This window comes from Falsiroseomonas sp., from assembly GCF_041690465.1.
In the GTDB taxonomy this organism is placed as follows: Bacteria; Pseudomonadota; Alphaproteobacteria; order Acetobacterales; family Acetobacteraceae; genus Falsiroseomonas.
Genome location: NZ_JAWLHG010000004.1, coordinates 171,905 through 194,702, shown reverse-complemented (window position 1 = coordinate 194,702; position 22,798 = coordinate 171,905). Strand labels below are relative to the sequence as shown.

Here is a 22,798-nt window from a genome sequence, read left to right as displayed (position 1 = left end):
CCAAGGCCCTGCGCGTCTAGGCGCGACGCAGATCCTGGTTCTTCAGCGGCACCGAGCGGATGCGCTTGCCCGTCGCCGCGAAGATCGCGTTCAGCACCGCAGGCGCCGCGACCATGATGGTCGGCTCGCCCACGCCGCCCCAGAAGTCACCGGAGGGCATGACAATGGTTTCCACCTTCGGCATCTCGTCCATGCGCAGCACGTTGTAGGTGTCGAAGTTGGTCTGCTCGATCGCGCCGTCCTTCACCGTGCACTCGCCATAGAGCAGGGCGGAGAGGCCATAGACGAAGGATCCCTCCACCTGCATCTCGATCTGCCGCGGGTTGACGGCGTGGCCGCAATCCGTCGCCGCCACGATGCGGTGCATCCGCAACTCGCCCCGGTCGTTCACCGAAACCTCGGCCGCGGCGGCGACATAGCTGCCGAAGCCCATCTGCTGCGCGATGCCGCGATGCACGCCGGCCGGCGGCGGGGTGCCCCAGCCGATGCGCTCGGCCACGGCGTTCAGCACCGCCAGGTGCTTCGGGTGGTTCGCCATCAGCTTGCGGCGCAGCGCCAGCGGATCCTGGTTCGTCGCATGCGCGATCTCGTCCAGGAAGCATTCGAGGTACACGGCGTTCTGGTTGTGGTTCACGCCGCGCCAGAAATGCGGCGGCACATGCGTGTTGCGCATCGCATGGTCGATCAGCAGGTTCGGGAAGGTGTAGCCGATGCGGCTGTCGTTGCCGGTCGGGTTGAGCCCCTGGAACACCACCGGATCGCGTCCGGCCTGCAGCGCATTCGGGAAGACATAGGCCAGGATGGACTGGCCGGAGATGCGCATGTGCAGGCCGGTGATCTCGCCGTTGGCGTCGATGCCGGCGGTGAGCTTGGCCTTGGTGACGGGGTGGTAGCGCCCCTGCACCATGTCCTCCTCGCGCGTCCACATCGTCTTGATGGGCACGCCCGGCACCTGCTTCGCGATCATGACGGCGTCGATCAGCCAGTCATGCGTGGTGCGCCGGCCGAAGCCGCCGCCGAGGTCCACGCGATGGATGTCGCACGCCGTCTGCGGCAGGCCGGCGGCCTGCGCGGCGGCGGCCAGAGCGGCCTCGCCATTCTGCGTCGGGCACCAGACGTCGCAGCGCGTCGGCGTCCAGACCACCGTCGCGTTCATCGGCTCCATCGGGGCGTGATTGAGGAAGGGGTAGGAATAGACCGCCTCGATCTTCCGCGCCGCGCCGGCGATCGCCGCGCGCGCATCGCCGTTCTGGTTGCCGACGAAGGCTTCTGCCGCATCCAGCCCCTCGGTCAGCCGCGCATCGATGGTGGCCGAGGAGACATTGCCGTTCTCGCCCACGTCCCACTCGACCTTCAGCGCGTCGAGCGCGGTCTTGGCCTGCCAGAAGGTGTCGGCCACCACCGCCACCGCGCCGTCGCCGACCTGCAGCACATGCCGCACGCCCGGCATCGCGGCGGCCGAGGCACGATCGATGGAGCGCACCTTGCCGCCGAACACCGGGCAGCGCCGCGGCACCGCCACCAGCATCCCCGGCATGCGCAGGTCGGAGCCGTAGACCAGCTTGCCGGTGGTCTTGTCCGCCGTATCGAGCCGCGGCCTGGAGGTGCCGATCACCGTCCACTCGCGCGGGTCCTTCAGCGGCACCTCCACCGGCGGCGTCAGGCGCGCGGCCTCGGCCGCGACCTCGCCGTAGCGCAGCGTGCGGCCGGATGGCCCGTGCGTGACGACGCTGTCCTTCGCGCTGCACTCCGCCGCCGGCACGCCCCAGCGGTTGGCGGCGGCCTGGATCAGCATGATGCGCGCGGCGGCGCCGCCCTTCCGGACATAATCCTGGCTCTGCCGGATGCCCTGGCTGCCGGCGGTCAGGAACGCGCCCCAAACCCGGTTGCGGCGCAGGCTCTCGCCGGGGGTGACGTATTCGGTGCCGACCTTCGACCAGTCGCAATGCAGCTCCTCGGCGATCATCTGCGCGAGGCCCGTGCGCGTGCCCTGTCCCATCTCCGAGCGGGCCATGCGCAGCACCACGCGGTCATCCGGGTGGATCACCACCCAGGCATTGACTTCCGGCACCTGTCCATTGGGCGCGGCCTGGCCGAGCGCCTCCTTCGGCGGCAGATGGAAGCCGAACAGCACGGCGCCGGCGGCGGCGCCCTTCAGCAGGCCGCGGCGGGACGACGCAACATTGTCGAGCGGAGCCATGATGCGCGCCTCCTTCAGCCGGTGATGCCGCCGCGGGCGGCCTGGTGGATGCCCGCGCGGACGCGATTGTAGGTGCCGCAGCGGCAGATGTTGGTCATCGCCGCGTTGATGTCCTCGTCGGTCGGGCGCGGCGTCTGCGCCAGCAGCGCGGCCGCGGCCATGATCATGCCGGACTGGCAGAAGCCGCATTGCGGCACGTCCATCTCGCGCCAGGCGACCTGGACCGGGTGGTTGCCGTCCGGCGACAGGCCCTCGATCGTCACGATCTTCTGCGAGTCGTCGAGCGCCGAGAGCGGCGTGATGCAGGAGCGGATGGCCTGCCCGTCGATATGGACCGTGCAGGCGCCGCAGGCGGCGATGCCGCAGCCGTATTTCGTGCCCGTCAGCCCGGCATGGTCGCGCAGCGCCCAGAGCAGCGGCGTGTCCGGGGTGGCATCAACCTCCACCACCTTCCCGTTGACGTTGAGCTTCACCATAGCCTTCGGTCTCCTGCCCGTCCCGCTCCGCGTCGTATCGGCGGGTGATCATGGGCGTTGGATTACATGCACGGCAAGGTGGTTGTCACCTGCGCTTTTTCGCCCTCACCGAACAGGGATCACCGCATGGCCGAAACCAGCCTCGCCGAGGCGCGCCGCCTGCTCGATGCCGGGCAACCCGAAGCGGCCGGCGCCGCCTTCCGCGCCGCCCTGGCGCGCGACCCCGGGCGGTTCGAGGCCTGGGCCGGCCTGGGCCAGGCGGCGGCGGCGCTGTTCGATTACGGCGAGGCGATCGCGGCGGTCCGCCATGCGCTCTCGCTCGCGCCCGAACATGCCTGGCTGCGGGTGAACCTGGCGCGCGCCTTGTTCGCCCTCGGCGAGGTCTCCGAGGCCATGCGCGAGAACGACCGGGCGATCCGCGAAGGTGACGCCGAGGTCCGCACGGCGGCGCTGCGCAACCACGCCATCATGGCGCCGGGCGATCCCGAGCTCGACAACGCCTCGATCCTGGCGATCCGCCGCCGCTGGGCGGAGGCCGAGGCCGCCGCCATTCCCGCCCGGCCACCGGCGCCCCCGCCGCGGCAGGGCAAGGTCCGACTGGCCTATTACGGCGCCTTCTTCGGGCAGCGGAACTGGATGAAGATGTACATGGGCGTGCTGAACGCCCATGACCGGGACCGCTTCGAGCTCAACCTGATCGTGGACGGCGCCCTGCCGAGCGGCGAGGCCGGCTACCGCGACCACGCCGAGGATCGCATCTGGGAGGTCACCGGCGTCTCCAACGCCGCACTCGCCGGCCACATCCGGGAGGCCGGGATCGACATCCTGGTCGACCTGAACGGCTACAGCCACCCGTCGCGGCTGCCGCTGCTGCTGCATCGTGCGGCGCCGGTGCAGATTGCCTGGAACGGCATGTATGGCACCACCGGCTTCCCGCATCTCGATGCGCTCATCGGCGACCGCTGGGCCATCCCGCCCGGCGAGGAGCGCTTCTGCACCGAACCGGTCCGCCGCGTGAGCCACAGCTATCTCGCCTTCGACATGTTCTACCCGACCCCGCCGGTCGCGCCGCCGCCCTGCCTGCGGAACCGGCATGTCACGTTCGGCAGCCTCAACTCGCCCTACAAGCTGACGCCCGGCACGCTTGCCACCTGGTCGGCGGTGCTGCGCGCCTGCCCGGGTTCGCGCCTGCTGCTGCGCAACCGCGCGCTCGACCACGCATCGAACCGCGATGCGCTTCGCGCGCGCTTCGCCCCGCTCGGGATCGGCGCCGACCGGCTCACGCTGCTCGGCAGCGCGGCGCATGACGAGTTCCTGCGCACCTACGACGAGATCGACATCGCGCTCGACACCTTCCCGTACAACGGCGGCACCACGACGGTGGAGGCGCTATGGCAGGGCGTGCCGGTGCTGACCACCATCGGCGACCGCTGGGCCGGCCGGACCAGCCGCTCCATCCTCATGGCGGCCGGTTTCGGCGAGTTCGTGGCCAGTGACGAGGCGGCGCTCGTGGCGCTCGCCGTTCGTCTCGCCGCCGCGCCGGAGGCTCTGGCCGAGCGCCGCGCCCGCCAGCGGCAGCTGCTTGCCGCCAGCCCCGCCGCCGACCCTGCGCGACTCTGCCGCGAGCTGGAGGCGATCTATCTCGAGGCCGCCCCCACTCGGTCGCCGGCGCGTCGCGTGCCATAAGCGCGGCCGCAACAGTCCCAAGCTCCCCAGACGCATGATCCGCCTACACAACATCGGCAAGCAGAACGGCCGACAGATCCTGTTCATCGAGGCCTCCGCCGCGCTCCAGAGGGGCGAGAAGATCGGCCTGGTCGGTCCGAACGGGGCCGGCAAGACGACGCTGTTCCGCATGATCACCGGGCAGGAACCGCCCGACGAGGGCCAGGTGCTGGTGGATCGCGGCGTCAGCATCGGCTTCTTCAGCCAGGATGTCGGCGAGATGTCCGGCCGCAGCGCGGTGGCCGAGGTGATGGACGGCGCCGGCGATGTCAGCGCCGTGGCGGCCGAGCTGCGGGCGCTGGAGGCCGCCATGGCGGACCCCGACCAGGCGGACGAGCTCGACGCCATCATCGAGCGCTTCGGTGAGGTGCAGGCGCGCTTCGAGGCCCTCGGCGGCTATGCGCTGGAGAGCAGCGCCCGCGAGGTGCTGGCCGGCCTCGGCTTCGAGCAGGAGATGATGGACGGCGATGTCGGCGCACTGTCGGGCGGCTGGAAGATGCGCGTGGCGCTGGCCCGCATCCTGCTGATGCGCCCGGACGTGATGCTGCTGGACGAGCCGAGCAACCACCTCGACCTGGAAAGCCTGATCTGGCTGGAGAGCTTCCTGACCGGCTACGACGGCGCGCTGCTGATGACCTCGCACGACCGCGCCTTCATGAACCGCATCGTGCGCAAGGTGATCGAGATCGATGGCGGCGCGCTGACTACCTATTCGGGCGACTACGAATTCTACGAACAGCAGCGCGCGCTGGCCGAGAAGCAGCAGCAGGCGCAGTTCGAGCGCCAGCAGGCGATGCTCGCCAAGGAGATCAACTTCATCGAGCGCTTCAAGGCGCGCGCCTCCCACGCGGCGCAGGTGCAGAGCCGGGTGAAGAAGCTCGAGAAGATCGACCGCGTGGAGCCGCCGCGGCGGCGGCAGTCCGTCAGCTTCGAGTTCCTGCCCGCGCCGCGCTCGGGCGAGGACGTGGCGAAGCTGCGCGGCGTGCACAAGCGCTACGGCAGCAAGGTGATCTATGACGGGCTCGACCTGCTGGTGCGCCGGCGGGAGCGCTGCTGCGTGATGGGGATCAACGGCGCGGGCAAGTCCACCCTGCTGAAGCTGGTCACCGGCTCCACGCAGCCGGATGCGGGCACGGTGACGCTCGGCGGCGGGGTGAAGCTCGGCTACTTCGCGCAGCACGCGATGGAGCTGCTCGACGGCGAGCGCAGCGTGTTCCAGGCGCTGGAGGATGCGTTCCCCCGCGCGGGGCAGGGCTCGCTGCGCGCGCTGGCGGGCTGCTTCGGCTTCCCCGGCGACGATGTGGAGAAGAGCTGCCGCGTGCTGTCGGGCGGCGAGAAGGCGCGGCTGGTGATGGCAAAGATGCTCTACGACCCGCCGAACTTCCTGGTGCTGGACGAGCCCACGAACCACCTGGACATGGCGACGAAGGAGATGCTGATCGCGGCCCTGTCGCAATACGAGGGAACGATGCTGTTCGTCTCGCATGACCGCCATTTCCTCGCGGCGCTGTCCAACCGCGTGCTGGAGCTGACGCCCGAGGGACTTCACCAGTACGACGGCGGCTACACGGACTACGTTGCGCGCACCGGGCAGGAGGCGCCCGGGCTGCGGAGCTGAGGCCGCATAGGCCCGGACAGCGGGTTCAGACGGACGGGGCCGGCGGCTTGCCGCGGCGCAGCAGCGTCACGCCCACCGCCACCGCCGGCAGGCCGCACAGCACGAAGCCCATGCCATAGCTGCCGGTCAGCCCGAGCACCGCGCCATAGACCAGCGGAAGGGCCAGCGCGCCCACCTGGCCGAAGGAGAGCACGCCGCCGGTCGCGCTGCCGCGCATGCCTTCGGGCGCCAGCCGCGCCGCCTCGGCCAGCAGCACGCCGTGCCAGGACAGCGCCGTCAGGCTCAGCCCGACCGCGGCGATGGCGGTGATCGCGATCGGCCAGTCCCCGCCGGAGAGGCCAAGCAGGGTGGAACTCGCGGCCATCCCCAGCGCGAGCCATCCGAGCAGTTGCCGCGGCGTCGAACGGACGCTGCCGAGCCAGCCCCACAGGATGCGCCCCGGCACGGCGATTAGCGTGGCCGCCGAGAACAGCAGCCCGGCCGCCGCCAGGCCGTAGCCCAGCGTCGTCAGGTAGGTGACGAAGTAGGCGATGAAGACGGTCTGCAAGCCGTTGAAGGCGGCGCAGGCGAAAGACAGGTGCCGCAGCTCGCGCGTGGCCGTCACGGCGGCGAGGGTGCGGTGGAAATCGGAGAAGCGGAAGCTCCGGCTCGGCACCCGGTCGGAGTCGAATTCCCGGCGCATCGGCTGCAGCGCGACCGCGAAACCGAGGCAGGCGGCCGCCGTCGCCAGCACCGCCCCGCGCCAGCCGAGCCATTCGGTCAGCTGCGGCGCCAGCACGCCGGCGAGCAGCAGGCCGGCCGGCACCGCTGTCTGCTTGATCGAGAAGATCAGCGGCAGGTAGCGCGGCGGCGAATAGCGGCCGAGCAGGTGCGAGCTTGCCGGCGTGGACACCGCCGCGCCGCCGCCGCCGATCAGCGCCGAGAGGGCGAAGAGCACCAGCGGGCCGCCGGCCGCCGCGGCCAGGCCAATCGCCACCATCGCCAGCGCGGCCTGGCTGGTGCGCAGTGCGCCGTAGCGCACGATGAAGCTGCCGCAGCCCAGCTGGAACAGCAACGAACCGAAGGCCGCGATCGCAACATAGACCCCGACCCAGGCGGCATCGAGCCGCAGGTCGTCCAGGATCGCCGGCGCGATGACATAGGGGAAGTTCCGCCCGAGCGCGGCGAAGGTCTGCTGCAGCGACATCGCGCCGAGCGCGAGCAGCAGCGTGTTCCATCGCGGGTCGGATGCCGGGCCGATGCGCATGCTTTCCTTTCGGCGGCCGCGGCCGGGGCGTGCCCCCATGACGCCCGCCGCCCGCGGCAGCATTACAGGATAGCGGCTTCGGCCGGATGCGCGATGGCGGCGCGGCGGCCGGGTGCCGCGGATGGCGCATGGCTGGTCCCGGTTCGCGGAGTCGCGGACCGGACACCGGCCGCGAGGCGCCGAGTCGCAGCCCTCCGATGCGGCTGAAGCGCGCTGAAACGCGGCTTGAAGCCGGGGCGGGGTGGCGAGGCGGGGTCGCTTCCGCTAGGAGATGAACGCTCATCACGCCCCAGGGAAGTCCGCCTTGGCTGCCACCCGGCTCCTGCTGCTCGCCGCGAGCGCGCTCGTCCCGATCGTCCTGACCCTCCCGGCGGAGGCGCAGCAGCGTCCACGCGCGCCCGCCGCCGCGCCGGCTCAGTCCGGGGTGGTGCGGGCGATCGAGGTCACCGGGAACCAGCGGATCGAGGCGGATACGATCCGCTCCTACATGCTCCTCCAGCCCGGGGACCCGTTCAACGCGGACCGGCTGGACCGCAGCCTGCGGACCCTGTTCGCCACCGGACTGTTCCGCGACGTGCGGATCGCCCGCCAGGGCGACGTGCTTCGGGTGGCGGTCCAGGAGAACCCGATCGTCAACCGCGTGGCTTTCGAGGGCAACAGCAAGGCCAGCGACGAGGTGCTCGCCGCCGAGGTCACGCTGCGCCCCCGTGCGGTGTTCACGCCGCAGCAGGCGCAGGCGGACCGCCAGCGGATCCTTGATCTCTATGCCCGCCGCGGCCGCTTTGCCGCCACGGTGGAGCCGAAGGTCATCGAGCTCGACCAGAACCGCGTGGACGTGGTGTTCGAGATCGCCGAAGGTCCGGCCGCATTGGTCAGCCGGGTCAACTTCGTCGGCAACACCGCCTTCTCCGATTCGCGCCTGCGCGACGTGATCGCCACGCGCGAACAGGCTTGGTACAATCTCCTCTCCAGCGCCGACGTCTACGACCCGGAGCGGCTGGCCTTCGACCGCGAGTTGCTGCGCCGCTTCTACCTGCGCCAGGGTTTTGCCGATGTGCAGGTGACCGGCGCCACCGCCGAGCTCGCCCCCGACCAGAGCAGCTTCTTCGTCACCTTCACCGTCAACGAGGGCCCGCGCTACAGCATCGGCAATGTGGAGATCACCTCCACCCTGCGCGGCGTGGACACCGAGGCGCTGCGGCGGGAGGTCCCCTTCTCGGAAGGCGACCGCTACGACGGCGATGCGGTGGAGCGCGCCGTGGAGGCGCTCTCCGACAGCGTCGGGCTGGCCGGTGTGCCCTTCGTGGAGGTTCGCCCGCGCGTCACCCGCAACCGCGAGGCGGAGACCGTGGACGTCACCTTCGAGGTGACGGAAGGCAACCGCCTCTATGTCGAGCGCATCGACATCACCGGCAACACCCGCACGGCCGATCGCGTGATCCGGCGCGAGTTCCGCCTGGCGGAAGGCGATCCGCTGAACCCGGCGCAGGTCCGCCGCTCGCGCCAGCGCATCCGCGACCTCGGCTATTTCGGCAATGTGGACGTGCAGGTGGTGCCCGGCTCGCGTCCCGACCGGGTGATCCTCAACACCAGCATCACCGAGCGTCCGACCGGCGAGGTCTCGCTCGGCGGCGGCTTCTCGACCGATGCGGGCCTGCTGGCCGATTTCGGGATCCGCGAGCGCAACTTCCTCGGCAGCGGCATCGACGCCAGGCTGCAGACGCTGCTGGCGCAGCGGCGCAGCCAGATCGACTTCTCGGTAACCGATCCGGCCTTCCTCGACCGCAACCTCTCGGCCGGCTTCGACCTGTTCTACCTGCAGCGCGACCTGATCAACGTCGCCTCCTATCGCGAGCGCCGCTACGGCACGGTGCTGCGCGCCGGCTACGAATTCAACGAGCGGGTGCGGCAGTCCTGGTCCTACAGCCTGGTCCAGCGAAACGTCTTCGACGTGGAGCCGACGGCCAGCCGCTTCATCCGCGAGCAGTCCGGCGAGACGCTGCTCTCGCAGCTCGGCCAGACCATCGCCTATGACGTCCGGGACAGCCGGATCGAGCCGCGCCAGGGCTACATCCTGCGGCTCGGCTCGGATGTGGCGGGCCTCGGCGGCGACGTGGCCTATCTGCGCCTGCGTGCCGACGTCGCCGGCTACATCCCGCTGGAGCGCATCTTCGGCGACCGCGACTACGTGCTGGTGCTGCAGGCCGGGGTGGGCTGGCTCAACCCCTGGGGCGGGCGCGACGAACGGATCATCGACCGCTTCTTCCTCGGTGGCGACAACCTGCGCGGCTTCGCCCTGGCCGGCGCCGGCCCGCGCGACACCGCCAGCGCCACCAACGACCCGCTGGGTGGGCGCACCATCTGGACACAGACCACCGAGTTCCGCTTCCCGCTACCGCTGCCGCAGGAGATCGGCCTGCTCGGCCGCGCCTTCGTGGATATCGGCTCGCTATCCGGCACGCCGCTGACCGGGCCGGGCGTGCAGGACGATGCCTCGCCCCGCGTTGGCGCAGGCGTCGGCATCTCCTGGCGGACGCCGGTCGGGCTGATCAACATCGATCTCGCGCAGGCCTTGGTGAAGGAACCCTACGACGAGACCCAGGTCCTCCGCTTCGGCTTCGGGACACGCTTCTGACCTTGTTCGGGAACACCACCGCGATGCGTCTGCGCCACTCCCTGCCGGGCCTTCTCCTCCTTGCCGCGCCGCTGGCTCCGCTGCCGGCCATCGCGCAGCAGCAGGGCCAGGAATGGTTCGTCCCGGGCCAGCAGCGGCCACAGGGCCAGCCGGCACGGCCGGCGCAACGTCCGCAGCAGGCGCAGCAGCAGGCGGGCCAGCGCCCGCCGGCACCGGTGATCGGCATCGTGGACATCCCGGAGGTGCAGCGCCTCTCCGCCGCCTTCAGCCAGGTGCGCCAGGAGATCGAGCGTCGCCGCGCCAAGCTGAACGAGGATCTCCAGGCCGAGCAGGCCCGCTGGCGCGAGGAACAGCAGTCGCTGGCAGGCGCGCGCGCGACCCTGCCGCCCGAGCAGTTGCGCGCCCGTGAGCGCGACCTGCAGGAGCGCATCACCGACGCCCAGCGCATCTTCCGCGACCGCAACCGCGCGATCGACGCCGCCGCCCAGCAGGGCCTGCAGCAGATCGAGCAGGCGCTCGGCGCCGTCATCCGCCAGGTGGCCGCCAGCCGCGGCGTCAACCTGGTGCTGCCGCGGCCGCTGATCATCTACAACGAGGCCGGGTTCGACATTACCGCGGAGGTCTCGGCGCAGATGAACCGCGTGCTGCGCAGCGTCACCCTGCCGGCGGAGGGCGAGGCGCCACCGGCAGCCGCCACGCAGCAGGCGCCCGCGGGCCAGGGTGCGTCGCCCGCCCGTCAGGCACCTGCCCAGCCCGCACCGCGCCGGAACTGAGGCGGCCGCGCCCGGTGGCTGCGGATCCGCGCTTCCATCCCGCCGGCTCGCCGCTGACGCTGGCCGAGGCCGCCGCCATTGCAGGCGGGGAGTTGCGCGGCGGCGACCCCGCCACGCGCATCGCCGGTGTCGGCCCGCTCGACGCGGCCGGGGGGGCGGAGATCTCCTTCCTCGACAACCGGCGCTATGCCGGGCAGCTTGCCGCCACGCGGGCCGCCGCCGTGGTGCTGGCCGCCGATTTCGCCGAGCGCCTGCCGGCAGGCGTGGCGGCGATCGTTACCGGGCAGCCCTATCTCGGTTTCGCCCGCATCGCCGCCCGGCTGCACCCCGCACCACCGCCGCGCCCGGGCATCCACCCCAGTGCCGTGGTGGATCCCGGCGCCCGCCTCGGCGAGGGCTGCGAGGTCGGGCCGCTGGCGGTGATCGGTGCCGGTGCCGAGATCGGCCCTGGCTGTGTCATCGGCCCGCATGCGGTGGTGGGAGAGGGCGTGGTGCTCGGCGAGGGCTGCCGGATCGGCGCGCATGCCTCGCTCAGCCACTGCATCGCCGCGCGCTTCGTGGTGGTGCATCCCGGCGCCCGCATCGGCCAGGAAGGCTTCGGCTTCGCCGTGACGCCCGAGGGCCGGTTCGAGACGGTGCCGCAGCTCGGCCGGGTCATCCTCGAGGATTTCGTGGAGGTCGGCGCCAATTCCTGCGTCGATCGCGGCAGCCAGGGCGATACCGTGCTCGGCGCCGGCACGCGCCTCGACAACCTGGTGCAGATCGGCCACAACGTGCGTACCGGCCGCGGTTGCGTGATCGTGGCGCAAGTGGGCATCGCGGGCTCCGCGACGCTGGGCAATGGGGTGCAGATGGGCGGCCAGTCGGGCCTGACCGGGCATGCCAGCATCGGCGACCGCGTCCGCGTCGGGGCGCAGGCGGGCGTCATGAACGACGTGCCGGCCGGCACCGACGTGGTCGGCAGCCCGGCCTGGCCCGCCAAGGACACCCTGCGCGCCATGGCGGCGCTGCGCCGGCTCGGCCAGAAGCCGGGCCGTGGCTGATACGCGACCGGGGACGGAAGGGAGGATCATGGACGCCAACCCTGGCAGCGCCGAGGCGACGCAGACGGGCAGCGCCAATGCCTATGACATCGCCCGCATCATGCAGGCGATCCCGCACCGCTTCCCCTTCCTGCTGGTGGACCGCGTCGTGGACCTCGTCCCCGATGTCTCCGCCGTCGGCATCAAGAACGTCTCGATCAACGAGAACTTCTTCCAGGGCCATTTCCCGGCGCACCCCGTCTTCCCCGGCGTGCTGATCATCGAGAGCATGGCGCAGACCGCGGCGGTGCTGGTGGTCGAGACGCTCGGCCCCTCGGCGCAGGGCAAGCTGGTCTATTTCATGACGGTCGACGGCGCCAAGTTCCGCAAGCCGGTGGTGCCTGGCGACCAGATGCGCGTGCATGTCCGCAAGGAGAAGCAGCGCGGCAACATCTGGAAGTTCGCCGCGGAGGCGAAGGTGGACGGCAAGGTGGTGGCCGAAGCGACCTACGCCGCGATGATCCTGGACAAGTAGAGCAGCCCTTGGACCAAGCCGCATTGCGCGCCGGAATCTCCCCCGACGCGATCGTCTCCCCGGCCGCCTTCGTGGCACCCGGGGCCAGCATCGCCGCCGGCTGCCGCATCGGGCCAGGCTGCGTGGTCGGCCCCGATTGCGTGCTGGAGGAGGGCGTGGAACTCCTCGCCCACGTCGTGCTGGATGGCCGCGTACGGCTCGGCGCGGGCGTGAAGGTCTTCCCCTTTGCCACTATCGGGCTGCCGCCGCAGGACCTGAAATACAAGGGCCAGCCGACCGGCGTGGCGATCGGCGCCCGCACCCAGGTGCGCGAGCACGCGACCATCCACCGCGGCAGCGTCGGCGGCGACGGCTGGACGCGGGTGGGCAGCGACTGCCTGATCATGTGCGTCGTCCATATCGGCCATGACTGCCGCATCGGCGACGGCGTGATCCTGGTGAACAACATCATGCTCGCCGGCCATGTCGAGATCGGCGACTTCGCCTTCATCCAGGGTGGCGCGGCGGTGCAGCAATTCGTGCGCATCGGCCGCATGGCGCTGGTGGCCGGCATGTCGGGCGTGGAGCGCAACGTGCTGCCCTTCGGCCGCGTCAAGGGCTACCGCGCCAAGCTGCACGGGCTGAACACCATCGCCATGCGGCGCCGGCTCGGCCTGAGCAAGGAGCAGGTGATGACGGTGGCGCGTGCGGTGCACGACCTCTACCGCGGCGGCCGGCCGGAGGAGCATGTGGCGGCCGTGGCCGCCGCGCATCCCGGCAACCCGCATGTCGCCGAGGTCCTGGACTTCGCCCGCGACCGCGGCCGGCACGGCCTCTGCCCCTTCGGCCGCCTCGGCGAGGATGACGAGCTGGACGGCTGAGATGGCGCAGGCGGCCGAGCCGCTTGGTCTTGTCGCCGGCAGCGGGCTGATGCCGCTGCGGATCGCCGATGCGGCGGCCAAGGCGGGGCGGCCCCTCTTCTGCATCCTGGTCGAGGGATTCGCGCGGCCACAGGACTTCGCAGCCTATCGCCATGAGGTGGTGCCGCTCGGCCAGGTCGGGCGGATGATCGCGCTGCTGCGCGGCCAGCGGGTGCGCCACCTGGTGCTGGCCGGGCGGGTCACCCGCCCCTCGCTGCTCGCCTTCCGCTTCGACGCGGAGGGAATGCGGCTGGTGGCGAAGCTCGGCCGCCGCGCCATCTTCGGTGGCGATGACGGGTTGCTTTCCGCCGTGCTGCGCCTGGTCCGCGAGGAGGGCTTCCGCCCGCTCGGCGCGCAGGAAGTGCTGGAGGCGCTGCTGGTGCCGGAGGGCGTGCTGACGCGCCGCGGGCCGACCGAGGACGACCGCGCCGACATCGCCCGCGGGGTGCTGGTGGCCCGCGCGCTGGGTGCGGCCGATGTGGGCCAGTGCTGTGTCGTGCAGCAGGGGCTGGTGCTTGGGCTGGAGGCGATCGAGGGAACCGATGCGCTGCTGGCGCGCTGCGCCGGCTTGCGGCGTGAGGGCGGTGGCGGCGTGCTGGTGAAGCTGGTCAAGCCGCGGCAGGATGTCCGCGCCGACCTGCCGGTGATCGGGCCGGAGACGGCGCGCGGCGCGGCCGCGGCGGGGCTGGCCGGCATTGCCATCCAGGCGCGCGGCGGGCCATCCGGGCTGGCCGGCACGCTGGTGGTGGACCGCGACGAGACGGTGGCGGCGGCCGATGCGGCGGGGCTCTTCCTCGTCGCGATCCGCCCCGCGGATTTCCTACCCCCGAAGGAGAGCGAGCGATGAGCGGCAAGTTCCTGCACACGATGATCCGGGTCGGCGACCTCGACCGCAGCGTGGCCTTCTACACGAAGCTGCTCGGCATGAAGGAACTGCGCCGGCGCGACGTGCCCGATGGGAAATACACGCTGGCCTTCCTCGGCTATGGCGAGGGCAACAAGGACAATGGCGGCGAGATCGAGCTGACCTACAATTACGGCGTGGAGAAATACGAGCACGGCAATGCGTTCGGCCACCTCGCGGTCGGCGTGCCGGACGTGAAGGCGGCCTGCGAGGCGGTGCGCGCCGGCGGCGGCAAGGTGACGCGCGAAGCAGGGCCGGTGAAGTTCGGCACCACCGTCATCGCCTTCGTCGAGGATCCCGACGGCTACAAGATCGAGCTGATCGAGCGGGCCTAGGCGCAGCTCCGAGGCAAGGGGTCTCCCCCCACCCTCCCGCCTTGCCCAGCTTCAACCTCCTCTCCCCGATCGAGGATGCGCTCGCCGGCGCCGGCGACCTCGGACGGGCGCTGATCGGGCGCGAGCGGGTGCGGCTGGCCGTCACCGGCCTCTCGCGCGCCGGCAAGACGGTGTTCCTGACCTCTCTGGTCGCCAACCTGCTCGCCGCCGGGCGCGGCGCGCGCACGCTTCCGGCGCTGGAAGCGGCGGCCGGCGGGCGGCTGCGGGCGGCGCGGATCGTGCCCGCCGAGGTGCAGGCCACGCCACGCTTCGATGCCTCGGCGCATCTGCGCGCGCTGGCCGCCGATCCGCCGCGCTGGCCGGAACGCACCGAGGATCTCTCGACGCTGGAGATCGCGCTGGAGCTCGACCCGCGCTCCATGCTCGGCCAGGCGCGGGCGCTGTTCGCCGGCCCGCGGCAGGTCACGCTGGAACTGCTGGACTATCCCGGCGAGTGGCTGCTGGACCTGCCGATGCTCGACCAATCCTATGGCGACTGGTCGCGCGCCACCCTGGCGCGGCTGCGGCGCGGCCGGCGGGCGGAGGCGGCGGGCGCCTTCCTCGCCTTCGTGGATGCGCTGCCCGCCACCGCGCCGGCCGAGGAGGCCCTGGCGCGGCAGGGCTTTGCCCTCTACCGCGATGCGCTGCGCAGTTGCCGCGACAAGCTCGGCTTTCGCTTCCTCCAGCCCGGCCGCGCGCTGAACCCCGGCCCCCGCGGCGAGGCCCCGCTGCTGTGGTTCTTCCCGCTGCCGCATGCCGAGACCGGCGACCTCGCCGCGCTGCTGGCGCGCCGGCACGAGGCCTATCTGGACGACCAGCGCGCCACCTTCTTCGACCCGTTCTTCCGCCGCTTCCACCGCCAGGCGGTGCTGGTGGATGCGCTCGGCGCGCTGCATGCGGGGGAGGAGGCCTTCGACGACACCGCCGAGGCGCTGGCCGCGGTCGCCGCCAGCCTGCGCGGGGGGCTCGGCCTGTTCGACCTGCTGACGGGACAAGGGGTGCGCCGCGTCGGCTTCGCCGCCACCAAGGCGGACCACGTGCCTTCGCGCACGCGGGATGCGCTGCTCGGCCTGCTCGGCGACCTGGTGGGGCGCGATCCGGCCGGGCCGCTGGATGCCGCCACCTCCGTCCACGCCATCGCCGCCATCCGCTGCACGGAAGACGACGTGGCGGTGCTGGAAGGGCGGCCGGTCGCCGCGGTGCGCGGCCTGCGGCTGGATACCGGGCGCGTCGCGCGGGTCTATCCCGGCGAGGTGCCGATGCGCCGGCCGGAGCCCGGCTACTGGGACCACCCCTTCTTCGAGATGCCGGTCTTCCAGCCACCGCGCTTGGATGGTGACGGCGCCTCCGGCATTCCCCATCTGGGGCTGGATGCCCTCTTGGCAGCGTTGATCGGGGATCTGCTGTGAGTGGCGAGGCATCCGATGGCCGCAGGGCGCGGCAGCCGGAGGCCGCAAGCACCGGAGGTCTGAATCGGATGCCCCAGGATCCACCCCGTGGGCCACGCATCCTGGCGGAGGAAGACAGCCTGCCGGCAGCGCGGCTCGACTTCGGCTGGGAGCAGGAGGTCGCGCCCGTCGTGCCGCCGCGCCCGGCGCGGCGCTGGTCGGCGCTGTCGCTGGGCGCCGCCGGGGTGGCGGTGCTGCTGCTCGGGCTCTCCGTGCTGGACGTCGCCAATTTCGTCACGGACCAGTTCGAGCGTGCGGCCTGGCTCGGCTGGTTGACGCTGGCCGTCGCGGTCGCCGGCTACGGACTGATCGCCTGGGCCTTCCTGCGCGAATTGCGCGGCCTCTGGACGCTCACCGTGGTGGACCGCGCGCGCGCGGCCTTCGCGCGCGGCGACTATGTCGAGGCGCGCACCGCGACGCTGGCCTGGGCGGCGCGCACACCCGCCGCGGCGCCGACCATCCCGGCGCTGCGCGGCGCCAACGATCTCGATTCGCTCACCGGGCTGCTGGAAGCCGGGCCGCTGGCCGAGCTCGACCGCGCCGCCAACTCGGCTGGGCGCAGCGCCGCGGCGCAGGCCTTCGCGGCGACGGCGGTGGTGCCATCGCCGGCGCTGGATGCGGTGTTCTTCGCCTGGCGCGGCTTCCGCCTCGTGCGCGAGGTCGCCGCCATTCATGGCCTGCGCCCGGGGCTCGCGGGCACGCTCTCGCTGCTCCGCCGCGCGGTGTTCGAAGCGGGCGCGGTGGCCGCGGCGGATGTGGCGATCGACGCCGCCACGCGCGCGCTCGTCACCAACCCGCTGTTCGAGAAGATCGCCGGGGAAACCGGCAAGGGCGCGGTGGCGGCGCGGCGGATGCTGATGCTCTCCCGCGCCGCCTCACGCGCCTGCCGCATCCTGCCGCCGCGCTGACCCGATCCGATGACCGCAGGGCCGCCGGGCCCCGAGGTCTGAACCGGATCGGCGGAAGTCCTACAACACCACGTCGTCGCGCGCCGGATCGAGCGGCCCGGCGAGCTGCACGGTGAAGTCCACCAGCCCGTCGCTGTCCGCGTCCAGCGTCCAGACCGTCCGGTCGTCGGAGAGCCGCGCCTCGCCCGGGACCTGCAGCGCCTGCGGCGGGGCCTCCGGCGTGCCGGCCTCGTCCCAGCCCGCGATCAGCGCCTCCGAGGCCAGCTCCGAGGCGCGGGCGAAGCCGGAGATCTCCTCCGGCGCCCCGCGCGTGCCGGCCGCGAAGGGCGCGTCGTCGCCCAGCGCCTGCAGCAGCGAGACCACGTTCGCATGTGCCTCGCCGGCTGCGAGCTCCACGCGGTTGCCGTCCTCGTCGAACGCGGGCAGGGTCAGCGTCGCGCCGATATGGCTGCCGATGCGCGAGACGATGTCGCCCTCCGTCCGCAGGTTCAGCGCCGTGATCAGCTCCAGCGCCGCGGGATCGAGCGTGCCGCCGTTCAGCCATTCCGTCGCGTCGCGGCCGCCGAGCGGGTCCACGGTGACCAGCTGCACCGCGCCGGTGTCGAAGCCCTGCGGCGCGGCCAGCAGCGCCTCCGCCGTCTCATAGGCGGCCGCCTGGGCGATGGCGCCGCCGAGGCTCGGCCCGACGATGAGCGCCGGCCCGTCGCCGTTCAGTCCGACCGCGGCGGCGTCGGCCACCATCTCGGCGAAGGCCTCGGAGCGCAGCTGCAGGCGCCCCAGCGTCGCCGCCGTCACCTCGTCGGCGCGCGAGCCAACCTGCAGGCCGTCCACCGCGAAGACCTCGGCGCCACCGTCGCGATGCAGCCGCAGCGCGGAAAAGCCGGAGGCGGGATCGCGGTAGGTCTCCACCACGGTGTAGGTCTCGCCGCGCGTGGTCAGGGTCTGCGCGGTGGGGCCCAGCGCCTCGATGATGCGCGGTGCGGCGGCGAGGCTGGCGCCGAGCGCGGCCAGCCCCCGCGGGACCTCGGCGCTGCCGGTCGGCACCTCGCCGGTGGCGTCCGGCCCGGCCAGTTCGGGCGGCAGGCGATCGGCGAGCCGCGCAAGATCATCGAGGTTGCGGATGTCGAGCTCGCCGCCAAGCCCGGCGAGACCGCTGCGCTCCAGCAAGGCCTCAATGGCGTCCGTGCGGAACACGGTGCTGTCCGCGGCGGCTTCCCCTTCGCCAAGCCGGTCATCGAACCAGCTGCGCGCTTCCTCCAGGCTCGGCCGCAACCGGTCCTCCAGCGAGGCGAGGCTGCCGCCGGCCTCGCCGAAGTCGGTGCGGCCGTCACGGTCCAGCTCGTTCAGCCAGTCGCGCGCATCGTCTTCCAGGCGGGGCAGGTCGTTCGGAAAGCGGATATTCAGGCCGGAAGCCATGGCGTGGGACGACTCCGAATTGTTGCGGATCGTCCTCGCAACGCACAGGCCCGCCCTTCTCTCCGCCACGAAGGCGTCATTCCACCCTGCGAGCCTTCCGCGCCCGCATCGTGGGTGCGCTTCCCCGGCTTGACCGCAGCGGTGGTTCGGGCGGCATCATTGGATCCAGCCATCGAGACGCAGGAGTAGCCGCGATGCCATTCGTCCAGACAGGTCGGCGTCAGCTTCTTGCCGCCGCGGCGGCGCTGCTGGTTCTGCCCCGCGCCGCGCGGGCGCAGACCGACTACCCGAACCGGCCGGTGCGGATGATCGTGCCGGTGGCGGCCGGCGCCGGGCTCGACGTGGTCAGCCGGGTGGTGGCGCAGGGCCTCTCCGACCTCTGGGGCCACACGGTGGTGGTGGAGAACCGCTTCGGCGCCGGCGGGACGATCGGCACCGACCTGATCGCCAAGGCCACACCCGACGGCTACACGATCGGGTCGGTCAACTCCTCCTCGCTCGCCATCGCGCCGGCGCTGCTGCCCAACGTGCCCTATGATCCGCTGACCTCCTTCACGCCGCTCGGCCTCGCCGCTTCGAACGACTGCGCGCTCGCCGTACGGGTCGATTCCCCCTTCCGCAGCGTGGCCGACGTGGTGGCGGCGGCGAAGGCGCGGCCGGGGCAGCTCACCTGGGCCTCGGCGGGCAGCGGCACCTCCACCCACATGGCGGGCGAGCTGTTCCGGCAGGTCAGCGGCGTGGAGATCGTCCACGTGCCCTATCGCGGCAGCCCGCCGGCGGTCACCGACACGCTCGCCGGCCAGGTGGACATGACCTTCAACACGATCAACGCGCTGATGGCCTCCATCCGCAACGGCAGGCTGCGCGCGCTGGCCACCACCGGGCAGACCCGCGACCCGCTGCTGCCGGACGCGCCGACCTTCGCCGAGGTCGGCTATCCCACCTACGAGGCAGCCGGCTGGCTGGGCTTCGCCGGGCCGGTCGGCATTCCGCCCGAGATCGTCCAGCGCATCAGCGAGAGCATCCGCCAGGTGACGCAGAGCGACGCCTTCAAGCAGACCATGTCGAATGTGGGGATGCGGCCGCGCAGCTCCACCGCGGCCGAGTTCCGCGACTACATGGCCTCCGAGATCGGCCGCTGGCGCGAGGTCGTCCGCCGTTCCGGCGCGCGGATGGAATAGGGACGCCGTCGCGATGCCCACCACCCGCCCGACCATCAGCGGCACGCGCCACGCCGTCTCCGCCGGCCACTACCTGGCCGCGGCCGCCGGCTTCTCGGTGCTGGAGGGCGGCGGCAATGCGGTGGATGCCGCCGCCGCCGCGGGCATCGCGCTCGGCGTATTGCATCCGGACATCGTCAGCGTGGCCGGCGTGGCGCCGATCATCATCCGGCTTGCCGACGGCACGGTGGAGACCATCGCCGGGCTCGGCCCCTGGCCGCGCTCGATCCCCCGCGACCTGTTCCGCGAGAGGCATGGTGGGAGGATGCCGCCGGGCGTGCTGCGCAGCGTGGTCCCCGCGGCGCCCGACGCCTGGATCACCGCGCTCCGCCGCCACGGCACGATGGGCTTCGGGGATGTGGCGCAGTTCGCCATGCGCTTCGCGGAGGAGGGCTTCGCCGTCTACGACGTGCTGGCACGCAACATCGCCAAGAACGAAGCCGGCTACCGCCGCTGGGACTACAACGCGGCGATCTTCCTGCCGGGTGGCAAGCCGCCGGCGGTCGGGCAGCGCTTCGTGCAGTCCGACCTGGCGAGGTCGCTCCGCCATATGATCGAGCAGGAACGCGCCGCCGCTTCCAGGGGGCGCGAGGCCGGGCTGCAGGCAGCGCACGATGCCTTCTACCGCGGCGACATCGCTCGCGAGATCGCCGCCTTCCAGGCGCGCGAGGGCGGCTACCTGACCATGGATGACCTGGCCGCCTACCGCTCGCCGGTGCTGCCGGCGCTGAGCGTGGAGTGGCGCGGCCATCGCCTGGTTACCTGCGGTCCCTGGTGCCAGGGACCGACGCTCGCCGAGGCGCTGCTGCTGTTGGAGAAGGCCGGCCTCGACGGGTTGGCGCACAACTCGCCGGACTACCTCCATCTGATCGTGGAATGCCTGAAGGGCGCCTTCGCGGATCGCGAATACCATGTCGGCGACCCCGATTTCGTCGAGGTGCCGATGGCGGAGATGCTCTCTCCCGCGCATCTCGCCCGCCGGGTCGCGGCGATCGATCCGGCACGTGCGCATCCCGGCATGCCGGCGCGGCTGATCGGCGCAGGCGCGGGCTTTCCCGATGCGCCCTCGCGCGAGAAGGAGCCGCCGGTCGAGGCCGGCACCTCCTATGTCTGCGTGGTGGACCGCTGGGGCAATGCGGTTTCGGCTACGCCCTCCGACGGCTCCTGGACCGGGCCGCTGGTGCCGGGAACGGGGCTGATGGTCTCCGGCCGCGGCTCCCAGAACCGGGTGGATCCGGCGCATCCGGCCGGCTACGCGCCGGGCAAGCGGCCGCGCCTGACGCCGATGCCGGCGCTGATGGAGCTGGCCGATGGCGGCGTCATGCCCTTCGGCACGCCCGGCAACGACGTGCAGCCGCAGGCGATGCTCCAGGTGCTGTTGAACCTGCTGCATTTCGGCATGTCGCCGCAGGAGGCGGTGGAGGCGCCGCGGGTCGCGACCTATGCCTTCCCCGCCTCCTCCGCGCCGCACGATTATTTCCCGGGCCGGCTTTCGCTGGAAGGACGCATCCCGGAAGCGGTCCGGCAGGACCTCGCCGCGCGCGGCCACCTGATCGCCGATTGGCCCGACTGGACCGAGGTTGCCGGCTGCGTGGAACTGGTGCGGACCGACCCGGCGAGCGGCCTGATCAGCGCCGCCGCCGACCCCCGCAGGCCGGCCTACGCCATCGCCATCTAGGCTGGCGGGGCCTCCCCCGCCCACCCGTCATGGCAGTGTCGCGCCGTCGCGCTGGACGGCGCAGGCGCATCGGGTGTAGGGCGGGCCGCCAAGGTCGCGCCCCGTACGAGGTTCCCGCCATGGCTCCCCCCGACAGCCCCGCCGACGTCGCCCCCGTGCGGGGACGTTTCGAAGAAGCCTTTGCCTTCGACGACGTGCTGCTGGTGCCCGCCTACTCCACCGTGCTGCCGGCCGACACCGACACCCGCACCCGGCTGACGCGCGACATCGCGCTGCACATCCCCCTCGTCGCCGCCGCAATGGACACGGTGACCGAAGCGCCGATGGCCATCGCCATGGCACAGGCCGGCGGCATCGGCGTGGTGCACAAGAACCTCTCGCCCGAGGACCAGGCGGCGCAGGTGCGGCGGGTCAAGAAGTTCGAGAGCGGCATGGTGGTGAACCCGCTCACCATCCATCCCGACCAGACGCTGGCCGATGTGCGGGCGCTGCAGGAAAGCCATCGCATCAGCGGCATCCCGGTGGTGGAGCGCGACAGCGGGCGGCTGGTCGGCATCGTCACCAACCGCGACGTGCGCTTCGCCACCGACCCGAACCTGCGCGTCTACGAGCTGATGACGCGGGAAAACCTGGTCACGGCGAAGGGCGACGTCACGCCGGCCCAGGCGCGCGCGCTGCTGCACAAGCACCGCATCGAGAAGCTGCTGGTGGTGGACGATGCCTATCGCTGCATCGGGCTGATCACCGTGAAGGACATGGACAAGGCGCAGGCCAACCCCAACGCGGTGAAGGATGCGATGGGACGGCTGCGCGTGGCGGCGGCCACCGGGGTCGGCGAGGACGGGCTGCGTCGCGCCACGCTGCTCGTGGAGGCGGAGGTGGACGTCGTGGTGGTGGACACCGCGCACGGCCATTCGGGCGGCGTGCTGCGCGCGATCGAGCTGATCAAGAAGCTGTCCAATTCCGTGCAGGTGGTCGCCGGCAACGTCGCCACGCCGGAAGGCGCGCTGGCGCTGATCGAGGCGGGCGCCGATTCGGTGAAGGTCGGCATCGGGCCGGGTTCCATCTGCACCACGCGCATCGTCGCCGGCGTCGGCGTGCCGCAGCTCACCGCCGTGATGGAAAGTGCTGCCGCCTGCCGCGAGCGCGGCGTGCCCTGCATCGCCGATGGCGGCGTGCGGTCCTCGGGCGACGTCGCCAAGGCGATCGCCGCCGGCGCCGATTGCGTCATGATGGGCAGCGTCTTCGCCGGCACGGACGAGGCACCTGGCGAGGTGTTCCTCTACCAGGGGCGGTCGTACAAATCCTATCGCGGCATGGGCTCGCTCGGCGCCATGGCGCGCGGCTCGGCCGACCGCTACTTCCAGGCCGAGGTCGCCGACAAGCTCAAGCTGGTGCCCGAGGGCGTCGAGGGCAGGGTCGGCTACAAGGGGCCGGTCAGCGGCGTCATCCACCAGATGGTCGGCGGCCTGCGCGCCGCCATGGGCTACACCGGCAGCGCCACCATCGCCGACATGCAGCGCGGCGCCCGCTTCCGTCGCATCACCAATGCCGGCCTGCGCGAGAGCCATGTGCACGACGTGGCAGTCACGCGCGAAGCACCGAACTACCGCATGGAGGGGTAGGCCGCGATCGCCCGGGGTGCGCACGCCGAAGGCGGGTGCGCCGGGGCGTGAATCGCCGGCTCATGAACAGCCGACCGGAGTGGCCCTGAGCACACT

18 protein-coding genes are annotated in these 22,798 nt (G+C 71.9%); 14 read left to right on the top strand and 4 right to left on the bottom strand.

The genetic code is table 11. The features are described from left to right. Positions 1-16: 16 nt before the first annotated feature. A complete protein-coding gene (locus tag ACESM1_RS06790; RefSeq protein ID WP_372618934.1) occupies positions 17-2,200 on the bottom strand; it encodes a xanthine dehydrogenase family protein molybdopterin-binding subunit in 2,184 nt (727 codons plus the stop codon). A 14-nt stretch (positions 2,201-2,214) separates the two neighbouring features. Continuing rightward, complete coding sequence (locus ACESM1_RS06785; RefSeq protein ID WP_372618933.1) at positions 2,215-2,676, bottom strand: (2Fe-2S)-binding protein; 462 nt, start codon at positions 2,674-2,676, stop codon at positions 2,215-2,217. Positions 2,677-2,802: 126 nt separating this feature from the next. On the opposite strand from ACESM1_RS06785, the gene ACESM1_RS06780 reads away from it, so the two are divergent. Both ACESM1_RS06780 and ACESM1_RS06775 read left to right on the top strand, forming a co-directional pair. Further along, positions 2,803-4,362 (top strand): tetratricopeptide repeat protein, encoded by a 1,560-nt coding sequence (locus ACESM1_RS06780; RefSeq protein ID WP_372618932.1) that lies wholly within the window; start codon positions 2,803-2,805, stop codon positions 4,360-4,362. A 34-nt stretch (positions 4,363-4,396) separates the two neighbouring features. Further along, complete coding sequence (locus ACESM1_RS06775; RefSeq protein WP_372618931.1) at positions 4,397-6,019, top strand: ABC-F family ATP-binding cassette domain-containing protein; 1,623 nt, start codon at positions 4,397-4,399, stop codon at positions 6,017-6,019. Between the two features lie 25 nt (positions 6,020-6,044). Here the strand turns inward: ACESM1_RS06775 and ACESM1_RS06770 are convergent, their stop codons facing one another. Further along, positions 6,045-7,265: an MFS transporter gene (locus ACESM1_RS06770; RefSeq protein ID WP_372618930.1), complete on the bottom strand. Its 1,221-nt coding sequence runs from the start codon at positions 7,263-7,265 to the stop codon at positions 6,045-6,047. A 304-nt stretch (positions 7,266-7,569) separates the two neighbouring features. Between ACESM1_RS06770 and bamA the strand changes: the two genes are divergently transcribed. The 9 genes from bamA (at position 7,570) to ACESM1_RS06725 (ending at position 16,763) form a co-directional block, all read left to right on the top strand. After that, on the top strand, positions 7,570-9,900 hold the full coding sequence (bamA, locus tag ACESM1_RS06765) for an outer membrane protein assembly factor BamA (protein ID WP_372618929.1): 2,331 nt from the start codon (positions 7,570-7,572) through the stop codon (positions 9,898-9,900). A 23-nt stretch (positions 9,901-9,923) separates the two neighbouring features. Next, complete coding sequence (locus tag ACESM1_RS06760; protein WP_372618928.1) at positions 9,924-10,673, top strand: OmpH family outer membrane protein; 750 nt, start codon at positions 9,924-9,926, stop codon at positions 10,671-10,673. A gap of 14 nt (positions 10,674-10,687) precedes the next feature. Then, positions 10,688-11,716 (top strand): UDP-3-O-(3-hydroxymyristoyl)glucosamine N-acyltransferase, encoded by a 1,029-nt coding sequence (gene lpxD / locus ACESM1_RS06755; RefSeq protein ID WP_372618927.1) that lies wholly within the window; start codon positions 10,688-10,690, stop codon positions 11,714-11,716. A 28-nt stretch (positions 11,717-11,744) separates the two neighbouring features. Then, a complete protein-coding gene (gene fabZ / locus ACESM1_RS06750; RefSeq protein ID WP_372618926.1) occupies positions 11,745-12,230 on the top strand; it encodes a 3-hydroxyacyl-ACP dehydratase FabZ in 486 nt (161 codons plus the stop codon). 8 nt (positions 12,231-12,238) lie between these two features. Further along, positions 12,239-13,090 carry an acyl-ACP--UDP-N-acetylglucosamine O-acyltransferase gene (gene lpxA, locus ACESM1_RS06745; protein WP_372618925.1) on the top strand — a complete coding sequence of 284 codons (852 nt, stop codon included), beginning with the start codon at positions 12,239-12,241 and terminating at the stop codon, positions 13,088-13,090. Beyond that, positions 13,071-13,976 carry an LpxI family protein gene (locus ACESM1_RS06740; protein WP_372618924.1) on the top strand — a complete coding sequence of 302 codons (906 nt, stop codon included), beginning with the start codon at positions 13,071-13,073 and terminating at the stop codon, positions 13,974-13,976. Before lpxA ends, ACESM1_RS06740 begins: the two co-directional genes overlap by 20 nt. Continuing rightward, positions 13,973-14,368: a lactoylglutathione lyase gene (gloA, locus tag ACESM1_RS06735; RefSeq protein WP_372618923.1), complete on the top strand. Its 396-nt coding sequence runs from the start codon at positions 13,973-13,975 to the stop codon at positions 14,366-14,368. The genes ACESM1_RS06740 and gloA overlap by 4 nt, the downstream gene beginning before the upstream one ends. A gap of 41 nt (positions 14,369-14,409) precedes the next feature. Continuing rightward, positions 14,410-15,816 (top strand): YcjX family protein, encoded by a 1,407-nt coding sequence (locus tag ACESM1_RS06730; protein WP_372618922.1) that lies wholly within the window; start codon positions 14,410-14,412, stop codon positions 15,814-15,816. A gap of 68 nt (positions 15,817-15,884) precedes the next feature. Further along, on the top strand, positions 15,885-16,763 hold the full coding sequence (locus tag ACESM1_RS06725; RefSeq protein ID WP_372618921.1) for a DUF697 domain-containing protein: 879 nt from the start codon (positions 15,885-15,887) through the stop codon (positions 16,761-16,763). A 60-nt stretch (positions 16,764-16,823) separates the two neighbouring features. On the opposite strand, the gene ACESM1_RS06720 is transcribed toward ACESM1_RS06725, so the two are convergent. Then, on the bottom strand, positions 16,824-18,179 hold the full coding sequence (locus tag ACESM1_RS06720; protein ID WP_372618920.1) for a hypothetical protein: 1,356 nt from the start codon (positions 18,177-18,179) through the stop codon (positions 16,824-16,826). A 194-nt stretch (positions 18,180-18,373) separates the two neighbouring features. Here ACESM1_RS06720 and ACESM1_RS06715 point away from each other — a divergent pair, with 194 nt between their 5' ends. The 3 genes from ACESM1_RS06715 to guaB all read left to right on the top strand — a co-directional run bounded on the left by ACESM1_RS06715 (position 18,374) and on the right by guaB (position 22,702). After that, positions 18,374-19,360: a Bug family tripartite tricarboxylate transporter substrate binding protein gene (locus tag ACESM1_RS06715; RefSeq protein WP_372618919.1), complete on the top strand. Its 987-nt coding sequence runs from the start codon at positions 18,374-18,376 to the stop codon at positions 19,358-19,360. Positions 19,361-19,373: 13 nt separating this feature from the next. After that, complete coding sequence (locus tag ACESM1_RS06710; RefSeq protein WP_372618918.1) at positions 19,374-21,077, top strand: gamma-glutamyltransferase family protein; 1,704 nt, start codon at positions 19,374-19,376, stop codon at positions 21,075-21,077. Between the two features lie 119 nt (positions 21,078-21,196). After that, positions 21,197-22,702 (top strand): IMP dehydrogenase, encoded by a 1,506-nt coding sequence (gene guaB / locus ACESM1_RS06705; protein ID WP_372618917.1) that lies wholly within the window; start codon positions 21,197-21,199, stop codon positions 22,700-22,702. Positions 22,703-22,798: the final 96 nt, after the last annotated feature.

Excerpts from the sequence above, each read along its gene's own strand:
- ACESM1_RS06790 (WP_372618934.1), bottom strand. The coding sequence starts at position 2,200 with ATGGCTCCGCTCGACAATGTTGCGTCGTCCCGCCGCGGCCTGCTGAAG.
- ACESM1_RS06785 (WP_372618933.1), bottom strand. The coding sequence starts at position 2,676 with ATGGTGAAGCTCAACGTCAACGGGAAGGTGGTGGAGGTTGATGCCACC.
- ACESM1_RS06780 (WP_372618932.1), top strand. The coding sequence starts at position 2,803 with ATGGCCGAAACCAGCCTCGCCGAGGCGCGCCGCCTGCTCGATGCCGGG.
- ACESM1_RS06775 (WP_372618931.1), top strand. The coding sequence starts at position 4,397 with ATGATCCGCCTACACAACATCGGCAAGCAGAACGGCCGACAGATCCTG.
- ACESM1_RS06770 (WP_372618930.1), bottom strand. The coding sequence starts at position 7,265 with ATGCGCATCGGCCCGGCATCCGACCCGCGATGGAACACGCTGCTGCTC.
- ACESM1_RS06760 (WP_372618928.1), top strand. The coding sequence starts at position 9,924 with ATGCGTCTGCGCCACTCCCTGCCGGGCCTTCTCCTCCTTGCCGCGCCG.
- fabZ (WP_372618926.1), top strand. The coding sequence starts at position 11,745 with ATGGACGCCAACCCTGGCAGCGCCGAGGCGACGCAGACGGGCAGCGCC.
- ACESM1_RS06740 (WP_372618924.1), top strand. The coding sequence starts at position 13,071 with ATGACGAGCTGGACGGCTGAGATGGCGCAGGCGGCCGAGCCGCTTGGT.
- gloA (WP_372618923.1), top strand. The coding sequence starts at position 13,973 with ATGAGCGGCAAGTTCCTGCACACGATGATCCGGGTCGGCGACCTCGAC.
- ACESM1_RS06725 (WP_372618921.1), top strand. The coding sequence starts at position 15,885 with ATGCCCCAGGATCCACCCCGTGGGCCACGCATCCTGGCGGAGGAAGAC.
- ACESM1_RS06720 (WP_372618920.1), bottom strand. The coding sequence starts at position 18,179 with ATGGCTTCCGGCCTGAATATCCGCTTTCCGAACGACCTGCCCCGCCTG.
- ACESM1_RS06715 (WP_372618919.1), top strand. The coding sequence starts at position 18,374 with ATGCCATTCGTCCAGACAGGTCGGCGTCAGCTTCTTGCCGCCGCGGCG.
- ACESM1_RS06710 (WP_372618918.1), top strand. The coding sequence starts at position 19,374 with ATGCCCACCACCCGCCCGACCATCAGCGGCACGCGCCACGCCGTCTCC.
- guaB (WP_372618917.1), top strand. The coding sequence starts at position 21,197 with ATGGCTCCCCCCGACAGCCCCGCCGACGTCGCCCCCGTGCGGGGACGT.